This is a genomic window from Kosakonia oryzae, from assembly GCF_001658025.2.
In the GTDB taxonomy this organism is placed as follows: Bacteria; Pseudomonadota; Gammaproteobacteria; order Enterobacterales; family Enterobacteriaceae; genus Kosakonia; species Kosakonia oryzae.
On record NZ_CP014007.2, the window covers coordinates 1400974 to 1420816 of the forward strand.

Annotated in this window: 12 protein-coding genes; 10 read left to right on the forward strand and 2 right to left on the reverse strand. The window is 56.1% G+C overall.

The genetic code is table 11. The features are described 5' to 3' along the window. Window positions 1-71: 71 nt before the first annotated feature. Together AWR26_RS06855 and AWR26_RS06860 are read right to left on the reverse strand one after the other, a co-directional pair. Entirely contained in the window at window positions 72-1433 is a 1362-nt protein-coding gene (locus AWR26_RS06855; protein ID WP_064564514.1) for a 6-phospho-alpha-glucosidase, read from the reverse strand. A 12-nt stretch (window positions 1434-1445) separates the two neighbouring features. Then, the gene (locus AWR26_RS06860; RefSeq protein ID WP_064564516.1) at window positions 1446-2990 is read right to left on the reverse strand and encodes a PTS transporter subunit EIIC; all 1545 of its coding nucleotides are present in this window, start codon (window positions 2988-2990) and stop codon (window positions 1446-1448) included. A 281-nt stretch (window positions 2991-3271) separates the two neighbouring features. Here AWR26_RS06860 and AWR26_RS06865 point away from each other — a divergent pair, with 281 nt between their 5' ends. From AWR26_RS06865 to der, 10 genes are all read left to right on the forward strand, one after another. Continuing rightward, on the forward strand, window positions 3272-8230 hold the full coding sequence (locus tag AWR26_RS06865; protein ID WP_064564518.1) for an alpha-2-macroglobulin family protein: 4959 nt from the start codon (window positions 3272-3274) through the stop codon (window positions 8228-8230). A gap of 61 nt (window positions 8231-8291) precedes the next feature. Continuing rightward, complete coding sequence (pbpC, locus tag AWR26_RS06870; RefSeq protein ID WP_244256248.1) at window positions 8292-10553, forward strand: peptidoglycan glycosyltransferase PbpC; 2262 nt, start codon at window positions 8292-8294, stop codon at window positions 10551-10553. A 150-nt stretch (window positions 10554-10703) separates the two neighbouring features. Further along, entirely contained in the window at window positions 10704-11135 is a 432-nt protein-coding gene (gene ndk / locus AWR26_RS06875; RefSeq protein WP_004144312.1) for a nucleoside-diphosphate kinase, read from the forward strand. Between the two features lie 170 nt (window positions 11136-11305). Further along, complete coding sequence (locus tag AWR26_RS06880; RefSeq protein WP_064564520.1) at window positions 11306-12472, forward strand: bifunctional tRNA (adenosine(37)-C2)-methyltransferase TrmG/ribosomal RNA large subunit methyltransferase RlmN; 1167 nt, start codon at window positions 11306-11308, stop codon at window positions 12470-12472. A gap of 292 nt (window positions 12473-12764) precedes the next feature. Next, entirely contained in the window at window positions 12765-13775 is a 1011-nt protein-coding gene (rodZ, locus tag AWR26_RS06885) for a cytoskeleton protein RodZ (protein ID WP_064564522.1), read from the forward strand. Window positions 13776-13801: 26 nt separating this feature from the next. Beyond that, a complete protein-coding gene (gene ispG, locus AWR26_RS06890; RefSeq protein ID WP_035888176.1) occupies window positions 13802-14920 on the forward strand; it encodes a flavodoxin-dependent (E)-4-hydroxy-3-methylbut-2-enyl-diphosphate synthase in 1119 nt (372 codons plus the stop codon). 108 nt (window positions 14921-15028) lie between these two features. Next, window positions 15029-16303 carry a histidine--tRNA ligase gene (gene hisS / locus AWR26_RS06895; protein ID WP_007370821.1) on the forward strand — a complete coding sequence of 425 codons (1275 nt, stop codon included), beginning with the start codon at window positions 15029-15031 and terminating at the stop codon, window positions 16301-16303. Window positions 16304-16339: 36 nt separating this feature from the next. Next, the gene (locus AWR26_RS06900; protein ID WP_007370822.1) at window positions 16340-16960 is read left to right on the forward strand and encodes a YfgM family protein; all 621 of its coding nucleotides are present in this window, start codon (window positions 16340-16342) and stop codon (window positions 16958-16960) included. Window positions 16961-16970: 10 nt separating this feature from the next. Beyond that, on the forward strand, window positions 16971-18149 hold the full coding sequence (gene bamB / locus AWR26_RS06905) for an outer membrane protein assembly factor BamB (protein WP_007370823.1): 1179 nt from the start codon (window positions 16971-16973) through the stop codon (window positions 18147-18149). Between the two features lie 120 nt (window positions 18150-18269). Further along, window positions 18270-19745 (forward strand): ribosome biogenesis GTPase Der, encoded by a 1476-nt coding sequence (gene der / locus AWR26_RS06910; protein ID WP_007370824.1) that lies wholly within the window; start codon window positions 18270-18272, stop codon window positions 19743-19745. Window positions 19746-19843: the final 98 nt, after the last annotated feature.

Genomic DNA, 19843 nt, shown 5'->3' on the forward strand with positions numbered 1-19843 from the left:
TCTGAATTGTTAACGTTTTTTCATCCCCCGACAAGCCACCTTCGCTAAACCCGCGAGCCAACTCGGTATTTTTATACCGCTTTGCCGTTTTCCCACGCTTTTTGCAGCGCAGGCCAGTAGTCGCGGTTAGCCTCAATCATCTCATCGAGAATTGCTTTGGCATGCTGCATGGTCGGCACCGTGCGGTTCAGGGTAAACGCCTGGAGCGCTTTTTCGTAGCTGCCTTCAATGGTGGCTTCAACCAGCAATTGCTCCGAGGCCAGTTGCTGCATTAACAGCGTCTGGTGGAAGAGCGGCACCGCACCCATGCGCACCGGTTCCGGCCCGGAGGAAGTGATGTAAGCCGGAACTTCTACCATTGCGTCGTACGGCAGGTTGGCGATAGCCCCTTTATTTTCCACAATCACCAGGTGGCGCTGGCGAAGATCAAACGCCAGCGAGCAGGCCACATCAACGATAAACGCGCCGTGGACGCCAACATGAAACGCATCGGGCAGGACTCCGCTGCGTTGATACTCCTGCGCGGCGGTAAACAGTTTCTTTTCGCGCCCGTTCATCACTTCATTGGCGCGCGTGTAGCCAGGATCCTGGTGCGCGACGATCTCGTTTGGCATCAGGTAGTACTGCAAATACGGGTTCGGCAGATACTCCGGGAAGTGATCCATAATCGGCTTGATATTGCGCCAGGTTTTCACCCATGACGGATCGGCGTGCTGCGGATCCGTTTGCGCGGCGTCTTCGGTCAGCAGGCCAAAGCGGGCAACGTGTTCGCGCAATTCCGGTAGGCGATCTTCACCATCCACGCGCACCTGCGTAAACCATCCGAAGTGATTCAGGCCAAAATAATCGACCTCCAGCTTGTGGCGGTCGACGCCGAGGATCGCCCCCATATTGCGCATCGCGGCGACCGGCATATCGCAAATATTCAGCACCCGCGCCTGCGGGCGCAGCCGACGCACCCCTTCAGCGACGATCGCCGCAGGGTTAGAGTAATTGACGATCCACGCTTTCTCATGCGCGTAGCGCGTAACCTGATCGATAAGCTCGACCATCGGCAGAATGGTACGCAGGCCATAGGCCAGCCCGCCGGGGCCGCAGGTTTCCTGGCCGACCACACCATGACGCAGCGGGATCTTCTCATCCTGTTCGCGCATCTTGTACTGACCAACGCGCATCTGGGCAAAGACGAAATGCGCGCCGCTGAATGCCGTTTCCGCATCATTCGTGACGGTAAATTTAATGCGCTGGCTGTGGTCGCGGATCACTTTTTCCACCACCGGCGCAATGGTGTTTTGCCGCGCAGCATCAATGTCGTAGAGACGAATTTCCGCCAGCGGGAATGCTTCCAACTGAACCATCAGACTTTTCACGATGCCCGGTGTATAGGTGCTGCCGCCACCGGCGATGGATAAAATAAACGGGGGTTTTACCATTTCTGGACTCCTTCAGAGAAACATCTCAACGGCTTCTCGCATTTTTTTGACATGCAGCCCGTAGACCACCTGAACGTTATTACCTTGTCTGATCACGCCCTTTGCACCGGTCGCTTTCAGTTGCGGTTCGTTAATTACCGCCGCATCTTTCACCGTGACGCGCAGGCGGGTGTAACAGTTATCCACCACCTCAATGTTGGCGCGCCCGCCCAGCCCGGCGATAATCGCTTCGCCCATCGCGTCGTTATTGCCTTTCGCCTGGTAATCCTGCTTGCTGTAAAGGCGCGTCTCTTCGTTCTCTTCCTCGCGGCCTGGCGTTTTCATATCGAAGTGCAGAATCAAAAAGCGGAAGATGACAAAGTAGAGGGTGAACATAATGACGCCAACGAGGATATACATTGGCCAGTTCGACTTCTGGATACCGAGAGGCAGGTTGTAGAGAATAAAATCGATGATGCCGTTCGCGCCGATGGCATGAACGCCGAACAACGAGAACAGCATCATGCCGATCCCGGTCAGCACCGCATGCACCACAAACAGCAGCGGCGCAACAAAGAGGAAAGAGAACTCAATCGGTTCCGTCACGCCGACCAGCAGCGAAGTGAGTGCTGCGGGGATCAAAATCGCTTTGGCGGCCGCTTTGCGCTCCGGTTTTGCCGTCACGTACATCGCCAGCGCGGCGGCCGGCAGGCCGAACATTTTACTGATACCGCGCGCATCCCAGACTACCGTGCTGCTAAGTTGCTTCACGCCAGGGCAGGCGATTTCCGCGAAGTAAATGTTCCGCGCGCCCTGATAAGTGCTACCGCAAACATCCGCCGTACCGCCCAGTTCGGTATAAAGAAACGGGGTATAGACCAGATGATGCAGCCCGGTCGGCACCAGAATGCGCTCAAGAAAACCGTACACCGCCACGCCAAATGGCCCGGCACCTTTAATCGCCAGCGCCAGCGTGCTGATACCATGCTGGGCGAAGGGCCACAGCTCGCTCATTACCACGCCGAGCACCATCGACACCGGCAGCATAATCATCGCCACAAAGCAGTGGCCGGAGTAAATCGCCATCGCGCCGGAAAACTGCACGCCGGAATATTTGTTGTACAGATAACCGCTGAGCGCACCGGTCAGGATCCCGGCAAACACACCCATTTCCAGCACCTGTACCCCAAGCACCATGCTCTGGCCTGCCGCTTTCATTTGATCGGCGGGAGCCAGCGCACCCTGCATTTGCAACGTCACGTTCATGGCATTGATGAACACAATAAACGTCACCAGACCAATCAGCGCGGCGTAGCCTTTATCCCGCGAAGCCAGCCCGACGGGGATACCCACGGCAAATACCAGCGCCAGGTTGGCGAGCACGGAGACAGCGGATTTCGCGATCAACTGACCGATGTGCTGAATAAACGGGTGACCGAGGAATGGCAAATATTCGGCCAGGTTGCCATTGCCAAAAATATTCCCGAAGGCAATAAACAGGCCGACGATGGGCAAAATGAGTACCGGACCAAAGAGGGACTTACCAAAATTTTGTAGGGCATTCACGGCTCTGGACATAGTGATCTCTCTTATTAGAACCGCGCACAACGGTGCACAGACCACATAACGTTAGCAGTCTGAAGCGATATTTATCCAGCTATCTTATTGTTTTAAAAACAAATGACTCGTAACGTAACATGTTACGTTACGACCTGTGATCCCCGTAACAGTGCCAGCGTGATGAGAACGCCGCCTTTGCGAGGCGCTTTCCAGAATTCATCAGACATTTTGTAATTCATGCGGCTGCGCATAATACTAGGTGGGCCTCTTTCAACAGGTTAATGAACCAGGGATAACGAATGAAACCGCTACGTATTGCGGCGCTGACTGCTGCGCTGCTGACCACCCTTACGCTTGCTGGCTGTGATAACAACGATAAACCGAAAGCAGCCAACGCGCCTGCCGCGTCTTCTGCCAGCGCTGAGCAAAAAACGCCTCCTGCCGCGCCGGACAAAGAGAAGCTGGCTCAGCTTGCTGCCCGCAGTGAAGGCAAGCCGCTGACGCTGCTGGATGCGTCTGAAGTGCAACTGGACGGCGCCGCCACGCTGGTGCTGACTTTCTCGGTCCCGCTCGATCCCGCGCAGAATTTTGCCTCAACCGTGCATCTGGTGGATAAAAAGAGCGGCAAGGTGGATGGCGCATGGGAGCTGGCGCCCAACCTGAAAGAGCTGCGTCTGCGGCACCTGGAGCCGAATCGCGAACTGCTGGTATCGGTCGATCGTGGGCTGGTGGCGCTGAATAAAGCCACCTTCGGCATCGATTATGAGAAAACCATCGCCACGCGCGACGTTCAGCCAAGCGTCGGTTTTGCCAGCCGGGGTTCGCTGCTGCCGGGTAAAGTCGTGGAGGGGCTGCCCGTTATGGCGCTGAACGTCAATAATGTTGATGTTAACTTTTATCGCGTGAAGCCGGAGTCGCTGGCGGCGTTTATCAGCCAGTGGGAGTATCGCAACTCGCTTTCGAACTGGGAGTCGGACACCCTATTAAAAATGGCCGATCTGGTCTACACCGGCCGCTTTGATCTCAACCCGGCGCGCAACACCCGGGAAAAACTGCTGCTGCCGTTAAGCGGTATCCAGCCGTTGCAGCAGACTGGCGTCTATATCGCGGTGATGAATCAGGCCGGTCACTACAACTACAGCAATGCCGCCACGCTGTTCACCCTCAGCAATATCGGCCTCTCGATGCACCGTTACCATAACCGGCTGGATATTTTCACCCAGGGGCTGGAAAACGGCGCAGCGCTCTCCGGCATTGAGGTGTCGTTGCTGAATGAGAAGGGGCAAACCCTGGCGCAGGCGACCAGCGATGCTGATGGGCACGCTACCCTGAACAGCGATAAAGAAGCTGCGCTGGTGCTGGCGCGCAAAGAGGGTGAAACCACGCTGCTGGATCTAAAATTACCGGCGCTGGATCTGGCCGAATTCGCTATTGCGGGCGAGCCGGGCTACAGCAAACAGTTCTTTATGTTTGGCCCGCGCGATCTGTATCGCCCCGGTGAAACGGTGATCCTTAATGGCCTGCTACGCGATAGCGACGGTAAACCACTGGCGGAGCAGCCGGTCAAACTCGAAGTGGTCAAACCGGACGGCCAGGTGGTCCGCACAGTGGTTAGCCAGCCGCAAAATGGCCTGTATCACTTTACTTATGCGCTGGATGCCAGCGCACAAACGGGAATGTGGCATATTCGCGCCAACACCGGTGATAACCTGCCGCGTGAGTGGGGTTTCCATGTTGAAGACTTTATGCCGGAGCGCATGGCGCTGAACATTACGCCGCAGCCAACGCCGGTGGATCCGGCCGCAGATGTGGTGTTCACCGTTAATGGTCACTACCTCTATGGCGCGCCCGCCAGCGGCAATACATTGCAGGGGCAATTGTTCTTGCGTCCTCTGCGCGAAGCGGTAGCCGCGCTGCCAGGCTTCCAGTTTGGCGATATCGCTGAAGAGAACCTGAGCCGCAGCCTGGATGAAGTGCATCTGACGCTGGATAACGAAGGTCAGGGTGCAGTCAGTACGCCGAGTCAGTGGCAGGAAACGCACTCGCCGTTACAGGTGATTTTGCAGGCCAGCCTGCTGGAATCGGGCGGGCGTCCGGTTACGCGCCGCGCGGAACAGGCCATCTGGCCTGCGTCGTCGCTGCCCGGGATCCGTCCGCAATTTGCCGCTAAAGCCGTTTACGACTACCGCACTGACACCACCGTCAATCAGCCGATTGTTGATGAAGGCAGCAACGCAGCGTTCGATATCGTCTATGCCGATGCCGCCGGGACGAAAAAGGCGGTTAATGATTTGCAGGTGCGCCTGATCCGCGAACGGCGCGACTATTTCTGGAACTGGTCGGAAAGCGAAGGCTGGCAGTCGCAATTCAACCAGAAAGATCTGGTGGAAGGCGAACAGAGCCTCAGCCTTGCGGCGGATGAAACCGGCAAGGTGAGTTTCCCGGTGGACTGGGGTTCTTACCGCCTGGAAGTGAAAGGGCCAAACGACACCATCAGCAGCGTACGTTTCTGGGCCGGTTATAGCTGGCAGGACAACAGCGACGGTGCGGGCGCCGCGCGGCCTGATCGCGTCACTATGAAGCTGGACAAACCGGGTTATAAACCGGGCGATACCGTGAAATTGCACATCACCGCGCCAGCCGCAGGTAAAGGTTACGCGATGATCGAATCCAGTGAGGGGCCGCTGTGGTGGAAAGAGATTGATGTGCCGGCCGATGGCCTCGATCTGAGTATTCCGCTCGATCAAAAATGGCAGCGTCACGATCTCTACCTCAGCACGCTGGTGATCCGCCCGGGCGATAAATCGAAATCCGCCACGCCAAAACGCTCGGTCGGTTTGCTGCACTTGCCGATGGGCGATGAAAACCGCCGACTCGACATTGCGCTGGATACACCACCAAAAATGCGTCCCAACCAGCCGCTGACCGTTAAAGTGAAGGCGACGGTGAAAAACGGCGAAACCCCGAAACAGGTGAATGTGCTGCTCTCCGCCGTAGATAGCGGCGTGCTGAATATTACCGACTACGTGACGCCGGATCCGTGGCAGGCTTTTTTCGGGCAGAAACGCTACGGCGCGGATATTTATGATATTTACGGCCAGGTGATAGAAGGGCAAGGTCGCCTTGCTACGCTGCGCTTCGGCGGTGATAGCGATGAAATGAATCGCGGCGGAAAACCGCCGGTCAATCACGTCACTATCATTGCCCAGCAGGCGCAGCCAGTACAACTGGATGAAAATGGCGAAGGCACGGTGACGTTACCGATTGGCGATTTCAACGGTGAGTTACGCGTAATGGCGCAGGCGTGGTCGGCAGAGGATTTTGGCAGCAGCGAAAGCAAAGTGGTGGTGGCCGCGCCGGTGATAGCCGAACTGAACACGCCGCGTTTCCTTGGTAGCGGCGACACGTCGCGCCTGACCCTGGATCTCACCAACCTGACCGATCGGCCGCAAACGCTCAATGTTGCCCTCAGCGCCGGGGGATTACTGGCGCTGGAAAGTCAATCGCCGGAGCCGCTCACTTTGTCAGCGGGTGAACGCACCACCGTGTTTATTCCGGTACGGGCGCTGGACGGATTTGGCGACGGCGACATTAACGCGCAAATCAGCGGATTGACGCTGCCAGGCGAAACCTTCGCCCCGTTACAGAAGCAGTGGAAAATCGGTGTGCGCCCGCCATTTGCTGCACAAACGGTCAACAGCGGCGCAATGCTTAAACCTGGCGAGAGCTGGCATGCGCCGGAACAGCATCTGGCAGGCATTTCACCGGCCACGCTTCAGGGGCGTCTGTTGTTGAGCGGCAAACCGCCACTGAATATCGCTCGCTATATTCAGGAGCTAAAAGCTTATCCGTATGGCTGCCTTGAGCAAACCGCCAGCGGGCTGTTCCCGTCGCTTTATACCAATGCCGCGCAGCTTAAAGCGCTCGGTATTAAAGGCGACAGCGACGAACAGCGGCGCGCAGCGGTGGATATCGGTATCTCCAGACTGCTGCAGATGCAGCGCGACGACGGTGGGTTCTCGCTGTGGGATAAGAGCGGTCCGGAAGAGTACTGGCTGACGGCGTATGTCACCGATTTTCTGGTCAGCGCCTCGGCGCAAGGATACAGCGTTCCGGCGGAGGCGCTGAACAACGCGAATAACCGCTTGCTGCGTTACCTGCAGGACCCTGCAACGATGGCGGTGCGCTATAGCGACGATCTCCCGGCAACGAAATTTGCCGTGCAAAGCTATGCCGGTCTGGTACTGGCGCGTCAGCAGAAAGCGCCACTGGGTGCGCTGCGCGAAATCTGGCAGCGTCACGACCAGGCCAAAGCAGGGTTACCGCTGATGCAGTTGGGCGTGGCGTTAAAACTGATGGGCGACGCGCAACGCAGCGAACAGGCGCTGGCTCTGGCATTGAAAACCCCACGGGCGAAGGATAATCGCTGGCTGGCGGATTATGGCAGCGAGCTGCGCGACAATGCGCTGATGCTGGCACTGCTGCAAGAGAATACGCTGCTGGAACAGGAGCAAACGCGCCTGCTGACAACGCTCTCAGAACAGGCTTACGGGCAGCGCTGGTTATCCACGCAGGAAAGCAATGCCTTATTTATGGCCGGACGTAATCTGCAAAATGCCTCCGGGGCGTGGCAGGCGCAAACCTCGCTGGAGACGGCGGTACTCAGTGGCGATAAAGCGCAAACCCGCAACCTCGATGCCGATCAACTGGCGGCGCTGCAGGTGACCAACAGCGGTAGCTCACCGTTATGGCTGCGCCTGGACAGTAGCGGCTATCCGATGCAGGCACCTGCGCCTTCTGACAACGTGCTGCACATTGAACGCACGGTGCTGGGCACCGACGGACGGAGCAAATCACTCTCATCGTTGAAAAGTGGCGAGCTGGTGCTGGTCTGGCTGGAGGTGAGCGCCAGCCAGAATGTCCCGGATGCGTTGGTGGTGGATTTACTGCCTGCCGGTCTGGAGCTGGAAAACCAGAACCTCGCGAGCAGCAGCGCCAGCCTCCAGGAGAGCGGTAGCGAAGTACAGGAACTGCTTAACCGGATGCAGCAGGCGGACATTCAGCATATGGAGTTCCGCGACGATCGCTTTGTGGCTGCCGTGCCAGTAAGCGAAGGCCAGCCGGTAACGCTGGTCTACCTGGCGCGCGCGGTAACTCCGGGGACATATCAGGTGCCGGCGCCACAAGTGGAATCGATGTACGTTCCGCAGTGGCGGGCAATCGGTGCGACTCGCAGCCCGATGATTATTGTCCCGTAACGTGAAAAAACTTCTGTTACATACCCGCTGGCGCTGGCTGGCGGGAGGGCTGTTGCTACTGATGCTCGGCGTTATTGCTGCGGACAGAATCTGGCCGTTGCCGCTGAATGAAGTTGCTCCGGCACGGGTGGTGGTGGCTGAAGACGGAACGCCGCTATGGCGTTTTGCCGACGCGGAGGGCATCTGGCGCTACCCGGTGACCATCGAAGAGGTTTCGCCGCACTACTTACAGGCGCTCATTCAGTATGAAGATCGCTGGTTCTGGGCGCACCCCGGTGTTAATCCGTTTTCCGTTTTGCGGGCTGCCTGGCAGGATCTGCGTGCCGGGCGCGTGGTGTCTGGCGGCAGCACGCTGACCATGCAGGTCGCCAGATTGCTGGATCCGCATCCGCGTACCTTTGGCGGCAAAATCCGCCAGCTATGGCGAGCGATGCAACTGGAGTGGCACCTTTCCAAACGCGAGATCCTTACTCTGTACCTAAATCGCGCACCCTTTGGCGGCACGTTACAGGGGGTTGGCGCGGCGAGCTGGGCCTATCTGGGGAAATCACCGGCGAAACTTAGCTATTCCGAAGCGGCGCTGTTGGCCGTTTTGCCGCAAGCTCCCAGCCGTTTACGGCCGGATCGCTGGCCGCAACGCGCGCAGGCGGCGCGTGACAAAGTGCTGGATCGCATGGTGGCGCAAAAAGTGTGGCCGGCCTCGCAGGTGAAAGAGTCACGCGAAGAGCCGGTGTGGCTGGCTCCGCGACAGATGCCGCAACTGGCACCGTTATTTGCCCGGCGCATGCTGGCATCCAGTAAAGCGCTGAAGGTAACGACCACGCTTGATGCCAGCCTGCAACGGCAACTGGAAGAGATGGCGCTGGGCGTAAAGTCGCGTTTACCGCCGCGCAGTTCGTTGGCAATGATCGTTGTCGATCATACCAATATGAAGGTGCGTGGCTGGGTCGGATCGGTGGATATTAATGATGACAGCCGCTTTAGCCATGTCGATATGGTCCGCGCTATCCGTTCGCCGGGTTCGGTATTAAAACCCTTTATTTATGGCCTGGCGCTTGATGACGGTCTGATTCATCCGGCCTCGTTATTGCAGGACGTTCCGCGCCGGGTAGGGGATTATCGCCCCGGTAACTTCGACAGCGGCTTTCATGGCCCGGTGAGTATGAGCGAAGCGCTGGTGAGATCGCTGAACCTGCCTGCGGTACAGGTGCTGGAGGCCTATGGCCCGAAAACCTTCGCCGCTAACCTGCGCAATGCCGGCCTGCCATTGATTCTGCCTGCCGGTGCGGAGCCCAATCTGGCGTTGATCCTCGGTGGCGCAGGGGCGCGGCTGGAAGATATCGCGGCGGCCTACAGCGCCTTTGCCCGCCACGGCAATGCGGGAAAATTACGTATGACGCCGGATGCTCCGCTGGAAGAACGCCGGTTGATGTCGCCGGGTGCTGCGTGGATTATCCGCCGTATTCTGGCTGGCGAAGCGCAGCCGGTACCGGATGAAGCGCTGCCGCAGGTAGCACCGCTGGCATGGAAAACGGGTACCAGCTATGGCTACCGCGATGCATGGGCGATAGGTATTAATGCCCGCTATGTCATCGGCATCTGGACCGGGCGGCCGGACGGTACACCTGTTGCCGGCCAGTTTGGTTTCGCCAGCGCAGTGCCGCTGTTGAATCAGGTTAACAACCTGCTGCAACCGCGTTCGGCAATAGAACAATCCCGACTGCCGCGCGATCCGCGCCCCGCTTTCGTAAGCAGCGGCATCATCTGCTGGCCGGGTGGGCAGAGCCTGCCAGAGGGAGACAGCAATTGTCGCCGCCGTCTGGCAACGTGGTTACTGGATGGTAGCCAGCCGCCAACGCTGCTGATGCCCGAACAGGAAGGGTTGCACGGCATTCGCTTTCCGCTGTGGTTAAACAGCACCGGGCGCAGAGTGGCGGCGGATTGTCCGGATGCGCAGCAGAAAACCTGGATTGTCTGGCCGCGACCGCTGGAACCCTGGTTGCCCGCCAGTGAACGTCGCGCAGCGCGCTTGCCTGCCGCCGATCCCCATTGTCCGCCGCGCGATGACAACGCGCCGCCACCGCTGTTACTGAGCGGCGTGCGGGAAGGGGCGGTGATCAGGCGTGTTCCAGGACAGACATTTGCGCTGCTGCCGTTGCAAAGCAGTGGCGGAGAAGGGGAGCGCTGGTGGTTTTTAAATGGCGAGCCGTTAACGATGCATACGAGTTTATTGAATCTGCGGCTTGATAAAGCTGGTGAATATCAGTTATTGGTTATGGATGATGCGGGACAGGTTGCGACAGTGCAGTTTACTGTGCAATAACCGAGCAAATGGCGAGTTTGGTGAACAGTGTTGCTAAAACTCGTCTCATTTTAAAAAAATGTTACCTTCATCCATAGGCAACGCCCGTGTTGCTCTTTATAATCCGCGCCACACCTATTCAGGGCAACAGAACAACTTACAGAGGTAAACATGGCTATTGAACGTACTTTTTCCATCATCAAACCGAACGCGGTGGCAAAAAACGTTATTGGCAGCATCTTCTCTCGCTTCGAAGCGGCTGGTTTCAAAATCGTTGGCACCAAAATGCTGCACCTGACCGTTGAACAGGCTCGCGGTTTCTACGCTGAGCATGAAGGTCGTCCGTTCTTTGACGGTCTGGTTGAGTTCATGACGTCTGGCCCGATCGTGGTTTCTGTACTGGAAGGTGAAAACGCCGTGCAGCGTCACCGCGATCTGCTGGGCGCAACCAATCCGGCGAACGCGCTGGCCGGTACTCTGCGCGCTGACTACGCAGACAGCTTCACCGAAAACGGTACGCACGGTTCCGATTCTGTAGAATCTGCGGCCCGCGAAATCGCTTTCTTCTTTGCTGAAGGCGAAGTTTGCCCGCGCACGCGCTAATCGTGTAACGAGTTTTACACTTTTCTTTCGCAAATGCCGCGTGCAAACGTGGTATCTGTGCGTCAGAATTTGTACAATACTGCGCCCCAGGATGAGCAGACGCTTGCCTGGGGCGCTTCTTTTCAACCCTCCACGGGCCATAACGTGTAATAACGAGGCCGGAATAAAATATGTCTGAACAAATTGTCATGCCTGAGAACGACGCTCTCACGGTTCCAAACAAAGACGCAAAAGTTAACCTGCTGGATTTAAACCGTCAGCAGATGCGTGAATTTTTCAAAAACTTAGGTGAAAAACCCTTCCGCGCCGACCAGGTGATGAAGTGGATGTATCACTATTGCAGCGACGACTTTGATGAGATGACCGACATCAACAAAGTTCTGCGCAACAAATTAAAAGAAGTGGCTGAAATTCGCGCCCCGGAAGTTGTGGAAGAACAACGCTCTTCCGATGGCACCATCAAATGGGCGATTGCCGTTGGCGATCAGCGCGTTGAAACCGTTTATATCCCGGAAGAAGACCGTGCGACGCTCTGTGTCTCTTCACAGGTGGGATGTGCTCTGGAGTGCAAATTCTGCTCTACCGCGCAACAGGGTTTTAACCGCAACCTGCGCGTTTCCGAAATCATTGGTCAGGTGTGGCGTGCGGCGAAAATTATCGGCGCAGCGAAAGTCACCGGCACTCGCCCGATCACCAACGTGGTGATGATGGGCATGGGCGAGCCGCTGCTCAACCTGACGAACGTGGTACCGGCGATGGAGATCATGCTGGATGATTTCGGTTTTGGTCTTTCTAAACGTCGCGTCACACTCTCGACTTCAGGCGTGGTTCCGGCGCTGGATAAGCTGGGCGATATGATTGATGTTGCGTTGGCTATCTCCCTGCACGCGCCAAACGATGAAATCCGCGATGAAATTGTACCGATCAATAAAAAGTACAATATTGAAACCTTCCTCGGCGCCGTTCGTCGCTACATTGGAAAATCCAACGCCAATCAGGGCCGTGTGACCATTGAGTACGTGATGCTGGACCATGTAAACGATGGCACGGAACATGCGCATGAACTGGCCGAGCTGCTGAAAGATACGCCGTGCAAAATCAACCTGATTCCGTGGAACCCGTTCCCGGGTGCGCCGTACGGTCGTAGCTCCAATAGCCGTATCGATCGTTTCTGCAAGGTGCTGATGAGCTATGGCTTTACCACTATCGTGCGTAAAACGCGCGGCGATGATATCGATGCCGCTTGCGGTCAGCTGGCGGGCGATGTGATCGACCGCACCAAGCGTACAATGCGTAAGCGTATGCAGGGTGAAACGATCGCAGTGAAGACGCTGTAAGGCTGCTATGCAGCACAAAGAATGTGCTGCATTTTATACATATGTCGAATATTTAGTCTGTACGTATGCAGGCTAATAATAATTACGGTGCGTTTCTCCTGACTTTAGGGCAGTATGTAGTGATGGAACAACGGCTTAGCAAAAAGTGCCTAAAGCTGTTCTGTTATGACGAGCCTGACAGTCTTATACTGTGGGTCTACGTTTAACTGACCCGGTTATTTCGCGGCGCGTGTGGGCATTGCGGCCACACGCGCCTGAATGTTTACTTTTCACGTACCAGTAGTTGTAGCGAATGAATACTGAAGCCACTCAAGACCAAAACGAAGTACAAACCACTGGCGTTCGTCTGCGCAGCGCCCGTGAACAACTTGGACTCAGCCAACAGGCGGTTGCAGAACGCTTGTGTCTGAAGGTCTCCACGGTACGCGATATCGAAGAAGATCGATCGCCTGCCGATCTGGCATCGACGTTTGTGCGTGGTTATATCCGCTCATATGCCCGCCTTGTGCACATCCCCGAAGAAGAATTACTGCCGATGATCGAGAAGCAAGCGCCGATCAGAGCGGCGAAAGTTGCTCCGATGCAGACCTTTGCTTTAGGCAAACCGCGCAAAAAACGCGATGGCTGGTTGATGAGTTTTACCTGGCTGGTGCTGTTTGTGGTGGTGGGGTTGACGGGCGCCTGGTGGTGGCAGAATCATAAAGCGCAGCAGGAAGAGATCAGCACGATGGCCGATCAATCCTCTGCGGAACTTAATGCCAGCAACAGCAACAATAACGCGCAAAGCGTACCGTTGAACAACGATCCTGCCACTGCCGCCGCGACGGATGATAACTCCTCAACGCCGATTGAAGCCCCGGCTCCGGCAACCACCGCGCAGGCGCCAACTACCGCGCAGCAAGCGCCGGTGAATACCGCTAACCAGAACCAGGTAGTTTCTCCGTCTCAGGCGAATGTTGAATCAGCTCAGCAGCCTGCTGCAACCGCCAACAATGGGCAACTGCCTACCGATCAGGCAGGTATTGCTGGCGCTGTCGCCGATACCAATGCGCTGGTGATGAGTTTCAATGCAGACTGCTGGCTCGAAGTGAGCGATGCGACCGGTAAAAAACTGTTTAGCGGCCTGCAACGTAAAGATGCCACGCTGAATCTGACCGGTCAGGCGCCGTATAAATTGAAAATTGGCGCACCGGCAGCAGTACAGATCCAGTATCAGGGAAAACCTGTCGATCTGAGTCGTTTTATCAGAACTAACCAGGTTGCGCGTCTGACCCTCAATGCCGAACAATCAGCAACACAGTAACAGACGGGCAACGCGGGAGATTTTTCATGCATAACCAGGCCCCGATTCAACGTCGGAAATCGAAACGGATTTACGTTGGGAACGTGCCTATCGGCGATGGGGCTCCCATCGCTGTGCAATCAATGACCAACACGCGCACCACGGATGTGGAAGCGACGGTCAATCAAATCAAGGCGCTGGAGCGCGTCGGCGCGGATATTGTTCGTGTTTCTGTCCCCACGATGGATGCGGCAGAAGCTTTCAAACTTATCAAACAGCAGGTGAGTGTTCCGTTGGTGGCGGACATCCATTTTGACTACCGTATTGCGCTGAAAGTGGCCGAATATGGCGTTGACTGTCTGCGCATCAACCCAGGCAACATCGGTAACGAAGAACGTATCCGCACGGTGGTTGACTGCGCCCGTGATAAAAATATTCCCATCCGCATCGGCGTTAACGCCGGTTCGCTGGAAAAAGATCTGCAGGAAAAGTACGGAGAACCGACGCCGCAGGCGCTGCTTGAATCTGCAATGCGCCATGTGGATCACCTCGATCGTCTTAACTTCGATCAATTCAAAGTCAGCGTGAAAGCCTCTGACGTCTTCCTTGCCGTTGAATCCTATCGTCTGCTGGCGAAGCAGATCGATCAGCCGTTACATCTCGGGATCACCGAAGCCGGCGGCGCCCGCGCAGGCGCAGTGAAATCCGCTATTGGCCTTGGTTTACTGCTCTCTGAAGGCATCGGTGATACGCTGCGCATTTCGCTGGCCGCCGACCCGGTGGAAGAGATCAAAGTCGGTTTTGATATTCTGAAATCACTGCGTATTCGTTCCCGCGGGATCAACTTTATCGCCTGCCCGACCTGCTCCCGCCAGGAGTTCGACGTGATCGGTACGGTTAACGCGCTGGAACAGCGGCTGGAAGATATCATTACGCCGATGGATGTCTCCATTATCGGCTGCGTGGTGAACGGCCCTGGCGAAGCGCTGGTCTCCACGCTCGGCGTGACGGGCGGTAATAAGAAAAGCGGCCTGTATGAAGACGGCGTGCGCAAAGATCGTCTTGATAACGCAGATATGATCGCGCAGCTTGAGGCCCGTATTCGCGCAAAAGCGTCGATCCTGGATGAAGCGCGCCGCATCGACGTGCAACAGGTAGAAAAATAACGTAGCTGGGAAGCGGCTGGCTTCCCGTGTATGATGAACCCGCCCGGCGCGACCCTGACTCGTCGCTGCCCTGAGGGTTCATTTTTTGTATTCATAAAGAGAATAAACGTGGCAAAGAATATTCAAGCCATTCGCGGCATGAACGATTATCTGCCTGGCGAAACCGCCATCTGGCAGCGCATTGAAAGCACCCTGAAAAACGTGCTCGGCAGCTACGGTTACAGTGAAATCCGTTTGCCGATTGTAGAGCAGACCCCGTTATTCAAACGCGCGATCGGCGAAGTGACCGACGTGGTTGAAAAAGAGATGTATACCTTTGACGATCGCAACGGCGATAGCCTGACGCTGCGTCCTGAAGGTACGGCGGGCTGTGTACGCGCCGGCATCGAGCATGGTCTTCTGTACAATCAGGAACAGCGCTTGTGGTACGTCGGGCCGATGTTCCGCTACGAGCGTCCGCAGAAAGGGCGCTATCGCCAGTTCCATCAGCTGGGTGTCGAAGTGTTTGGTCTGCAAGGGCCGGATATTGATGCGGAGCTGATTATGCTTACCGCCCGCTGGTGGCGTGAGTTGGGTATCGCCTCTCACGTTGCCCTTGAACTCAACTCTATTGGTTCGCTGGAAGCGCGCGCGACTTACCGCGATGCGCTGGTCGCATTCCTCGAACAGCATAAAGATAAGCTGGACGAAGATTGCCTGCGCCGCATGTATACCAACCCGCTGCGCGTGCTGGATACTAAAAATCAGGACATCCAGACGCTGCTGAACGACGCGCCGAAACTGGGTGATTACCTCGACGACGAATCCCGCGAACATTTCGCCGGGCTGTGTGCTTTCCTTGATGACGCCGGTATCGCATATACCGTTAACCAGCGTCTGGTGCGCGGTCTTGACTACTACAACCGCACCGTTTTCGAATGGGTGACAACCAGCCTTGGCGCGCAGGGAACTGTCTGCGCAGGCGGTCGTTATGACGGCCTGGTTGAGCAACTTGGTGGTCGCGCGACTCCGGCGGTTGGCTTCGCGATGGGCCTTGAACGACTTGTTTTGTTGGTTCAGGCGGTTAATCCGGAATTTAAAGCAGAATCCGTTGTCGATATATACCTGGTGGCGTCTGGCGCCAATACGCAGTCCGCTGCAATGCAGTTGGGCGAACAGGTACGCGATGCGTTGCCTGGCGTGAGGCTGATGATGAACCACGGCGGCGGCAATTTCAAAAAGCAATTCGCCCGTGCAGATAAGTGGGGCGCTCGCGTCGCACTGGTGCTCGGCGAGTCTGAAATCGCCGACGGTAATGTTGTGGTGAAGGATTTACGCTCTGGTGAACAGAGTACGGTAACGCAGGATAGCGTTGCAGCGCATTTGCGCACACTACTGGGCTAATCTCGCCGGTGAATTATCGTTAAGGAGAAGGATTGCGTGGAAATTTACGAGAACGAAAACGACCAGGTTGACGCTATCAAGCGCTTCTTTGCCGAAAATGGCAAAGCGCTGGCTGTTGGGGTTGTTTTGGGTATTGGTGCGCTGATGGGCTGGCGTTACTGGAACGGCCATCAGGCAGATACGGCGAGAGCTTCATCGCAGGCCTATGAAAACGCGATTTCCGCGCTTCAGGCTGATAAGCCAGAGTCGTTCACAGCTGCGGAGAAATTTGCCGCTGACAACAAAAACACTTATGGTGCGCTGGCTTCACTGGAACTGGCACAGCAATACGTAGAAAAAAATGAACTGGATAAAGCAGCCGCGCAATTGCAACAGGGGCTTGCCGCGACCAGTGATGAAAATCTGCAATCGATGATCAACGTCCGTCTGGCGCGTGTTCAGGTGCAGCAGAAGCAGCAAGACGCTGCGCTCAAAACGCTGGATGCCGTTAAAGGCGAAAGCTGGTCGGCAATTGTTGCCGATCTGCGCGGTGAAGCGCTGTTGAGCAAAGGCGACAAACAAGGTGCGCGCACCGCATGGGAAAACGGCATTAAAAACAATGCCTCTCCTGCGCTCAGCGAAATGATGCAGATGAAAATTAATAATTTGTCCATCTAAGAGGGACCCGATGCAATTGCGTAAATTACTTCTGCCAGGGCTGCTTTCCGTGACGTTATTGAGCGGCTGTTCCCTGTTCAATAGCGAAGAAGATGTTGTCAAAATGTCCCCGCTACCGGTGGTTGAAAATCAGTTCACCCCGACAACCGCGTGGAGCACTTCCGTCGGCAACGGTATCGGCGATTTCTATTCTAATCTGCACCCGGCATTTGCTGACGGCGTAGTCTATGCCGCCGATCGTCACGGCGTGGTGAAAGCGGTCAGCATTGAAGACGGCCATGAAATCTGGTCGGTCAATCTGGCAGAGAAAGACGGCTGGTTCTCCACGCGCGCTGCGCTGCTTTCCGGCGGTGTAACCGTTTCTGGCGGCCATGTGTACGTTGGTACTGAGAAAGCGCAGGTTTATGCCCTCAATACCAGCGATGGTTCGAAGGCCTGGCAGGCAAAAGTTGCTGGTGAAGCACTTTCCCGCCCGGTAGTGAGCGACGGTCTGGTGCTGATTCATACCAGTAACGGCCAGTTGCAGGCGCTAAATGAAAGCGACGGCGCGGTGAAATGGACGGTCAACCTGGATATGCCTGCGCTCTCTCTGCGCGGTGAATCTGCACCGACCACCGCCTTTGGCGCTGCGATTGTCGGCGGCGATAACGGTCGTGTGAGCGCGGTACTGATGCAGCAGGGCCAGATGATCTGGCAGCAGCGCATCTCCCAGGCGAACGGCCCGACTGAAATCGATCGCCTGAGCGATGTGGATACCACGCCGGTTGTGGTGGACAACGTTGTTTATGCACTGGCTTATAACGGCAACCTGACGGCGCTGGATCTGCGCAGCGGCCAGATCATGTGGAAACGTGAGCTGGGCTCAGTGAGCGACTTCGTTGTTGATGGTAATCGCATCTACATCATCGATCAGAATGACCGCGTTCTGGCGCTGACCACCGACGGTGGCGTGACCCTATGGACGCAAAGCGATCTGCTGCACCGTAACCTTACTGCCCCGGCGTTGTATAATGGTTACATTGTGACAGGCGATAGTGAAGGTTATGTCCACTGGATCAACGTTGAAGACGGGCGTTTCGTCGCGCAGCAGAAAGTCGACAGCTCCGGTTTCCTGACCGAACCGGTCGTTGCTGGCGGCAAGCTGCTGATCCAGGCGAAAGACGGCACGCTGTACGCACTCTCGCGCTAACTGCGCTGAGGTTGTCGTTTCCGAAGACGGCTCCTGTTGCAGGAGCCGTTTTCCTGTTTTTAAAACGCCGCGCAAATTGCGCCGTTTTGCTAATGAATTTCCTGTAATGAGGCTTTAAACATGGTACCTGTGGTCGCGCTTGTCGGGCGCCCTAACGTTGGAAAATCCACGCTATTTAACCGCTTAACACGCACCCGTGATGCGCTGGTGGCCGATTTCCCGGGTCTGACTCGTGACCGTAAGTACGGTCGTGCTGAAGTAGAAGGCCGCGAATTTATCTGTATCGATACCGGCGGTATCGATGGCACTGAAGACGGCGTGGAAACGCGCATGGCGGAACAGTCGCTGCTGGCGATTGAAGAAGCCGATGTCGTGCTGTTTATGGTGGATGCCCGTGCGGGTCTGATGCCAGCGGATACGGCTATTGCTAAGCATTTGCGTTCACGCGAAAAACCGACTTTCCTTGTTGCTAACAAAACCGATGGTCTGGATCCGGATCAGGCAACAGCGGATTTCTACGCGCTGGGTCTTGGTGAGATTTATGCTATCGCCGCTTCTCACGGGCGCGGTGTCACCAGCCTGCTGGAACACGTGCTGATGCCGTGGATGGACGAACTGAATCCGCCGGAAGAGGTGGATGAAGACGCCGAATACTGGGCGCAGTTCGAAGCCCGTGAAAATGGCGAAGAAGAAGAGCCGGAAGAGGAGTTCAACCCGCAGGATCTGCCGATAAAGCTGGCGATTGTCGGTCGTCCGAACGTCGGTAAGTCCACACTCACTAACCGCATTCTCGGCGAAGATCGCGTGGTGGTGTACGACATGCCGGGCACCACGCGCGACAGTATTTACATTCCGATGCAGCGCGATGAACGTGAGTACGTACTTATCGACACCGCCGGTGTGCGTAAGCGCGGTAAGATCACCGACGTGGTGGAAAAATTCTCCGTTATCAAAACTCTACAAGCGATTGAAGACGCCAACGTGGTATTGCTGGTGATTGATGCCCGCGAAGGCATCTCTGACCAGGATTTGTCGCTGCTGGGCTTTATCCTTAACAGCGGCCGCTCGCTGGTGATTGTCGTCAACAAGTGGGACGGCCTGAGCCAGGAAGTGAAAGAGCAGGTGAAAGAGACGCTGGATTACCGTCTCGGCTTTATTGACTTTGCCCGCGTGCACTTTATCTCTGCACTGCATGGTAGCGGTGTTGGCAACCTGTTCGAATCCGTACGCGAAGCGTATGACAGCTCCACACGTCGCGTCAGCACCGCGCTGTTGACCCGTATTATGAATATGGCGGCGGAAGATCATCAGCCGCCTCTGGTGCGCGGTCGCCGCGTGAAGCTGAAATATGCCCACGCCGGTGGTTATAACCCGCCGATTGTGGTGATCCACGGCAACCAGGTGAAAGATCTGCCGGATTCCTATAAACGCTATCTGATGAATTACTTCCGCAAATCGCTGGATGTAATGGGTACGCCAATCCGTATTCAGTTCAAGGAAGGGGAAAACCCGTTTGCGGATAAGCGCAACACCCTGACGCCGAACCAGTTACGTAAGCGTAAGCGCCTGATTAAGCACATTAAGAAGAGTAAGTAATTACTCGTCTGAAACCCGCAAATCTGAAGCGAACCCCGAAAGTTGGCTAGCCAACAAGTAGGGGTTTTATGTTTTAAGCCCGGACAAATCATAACGTG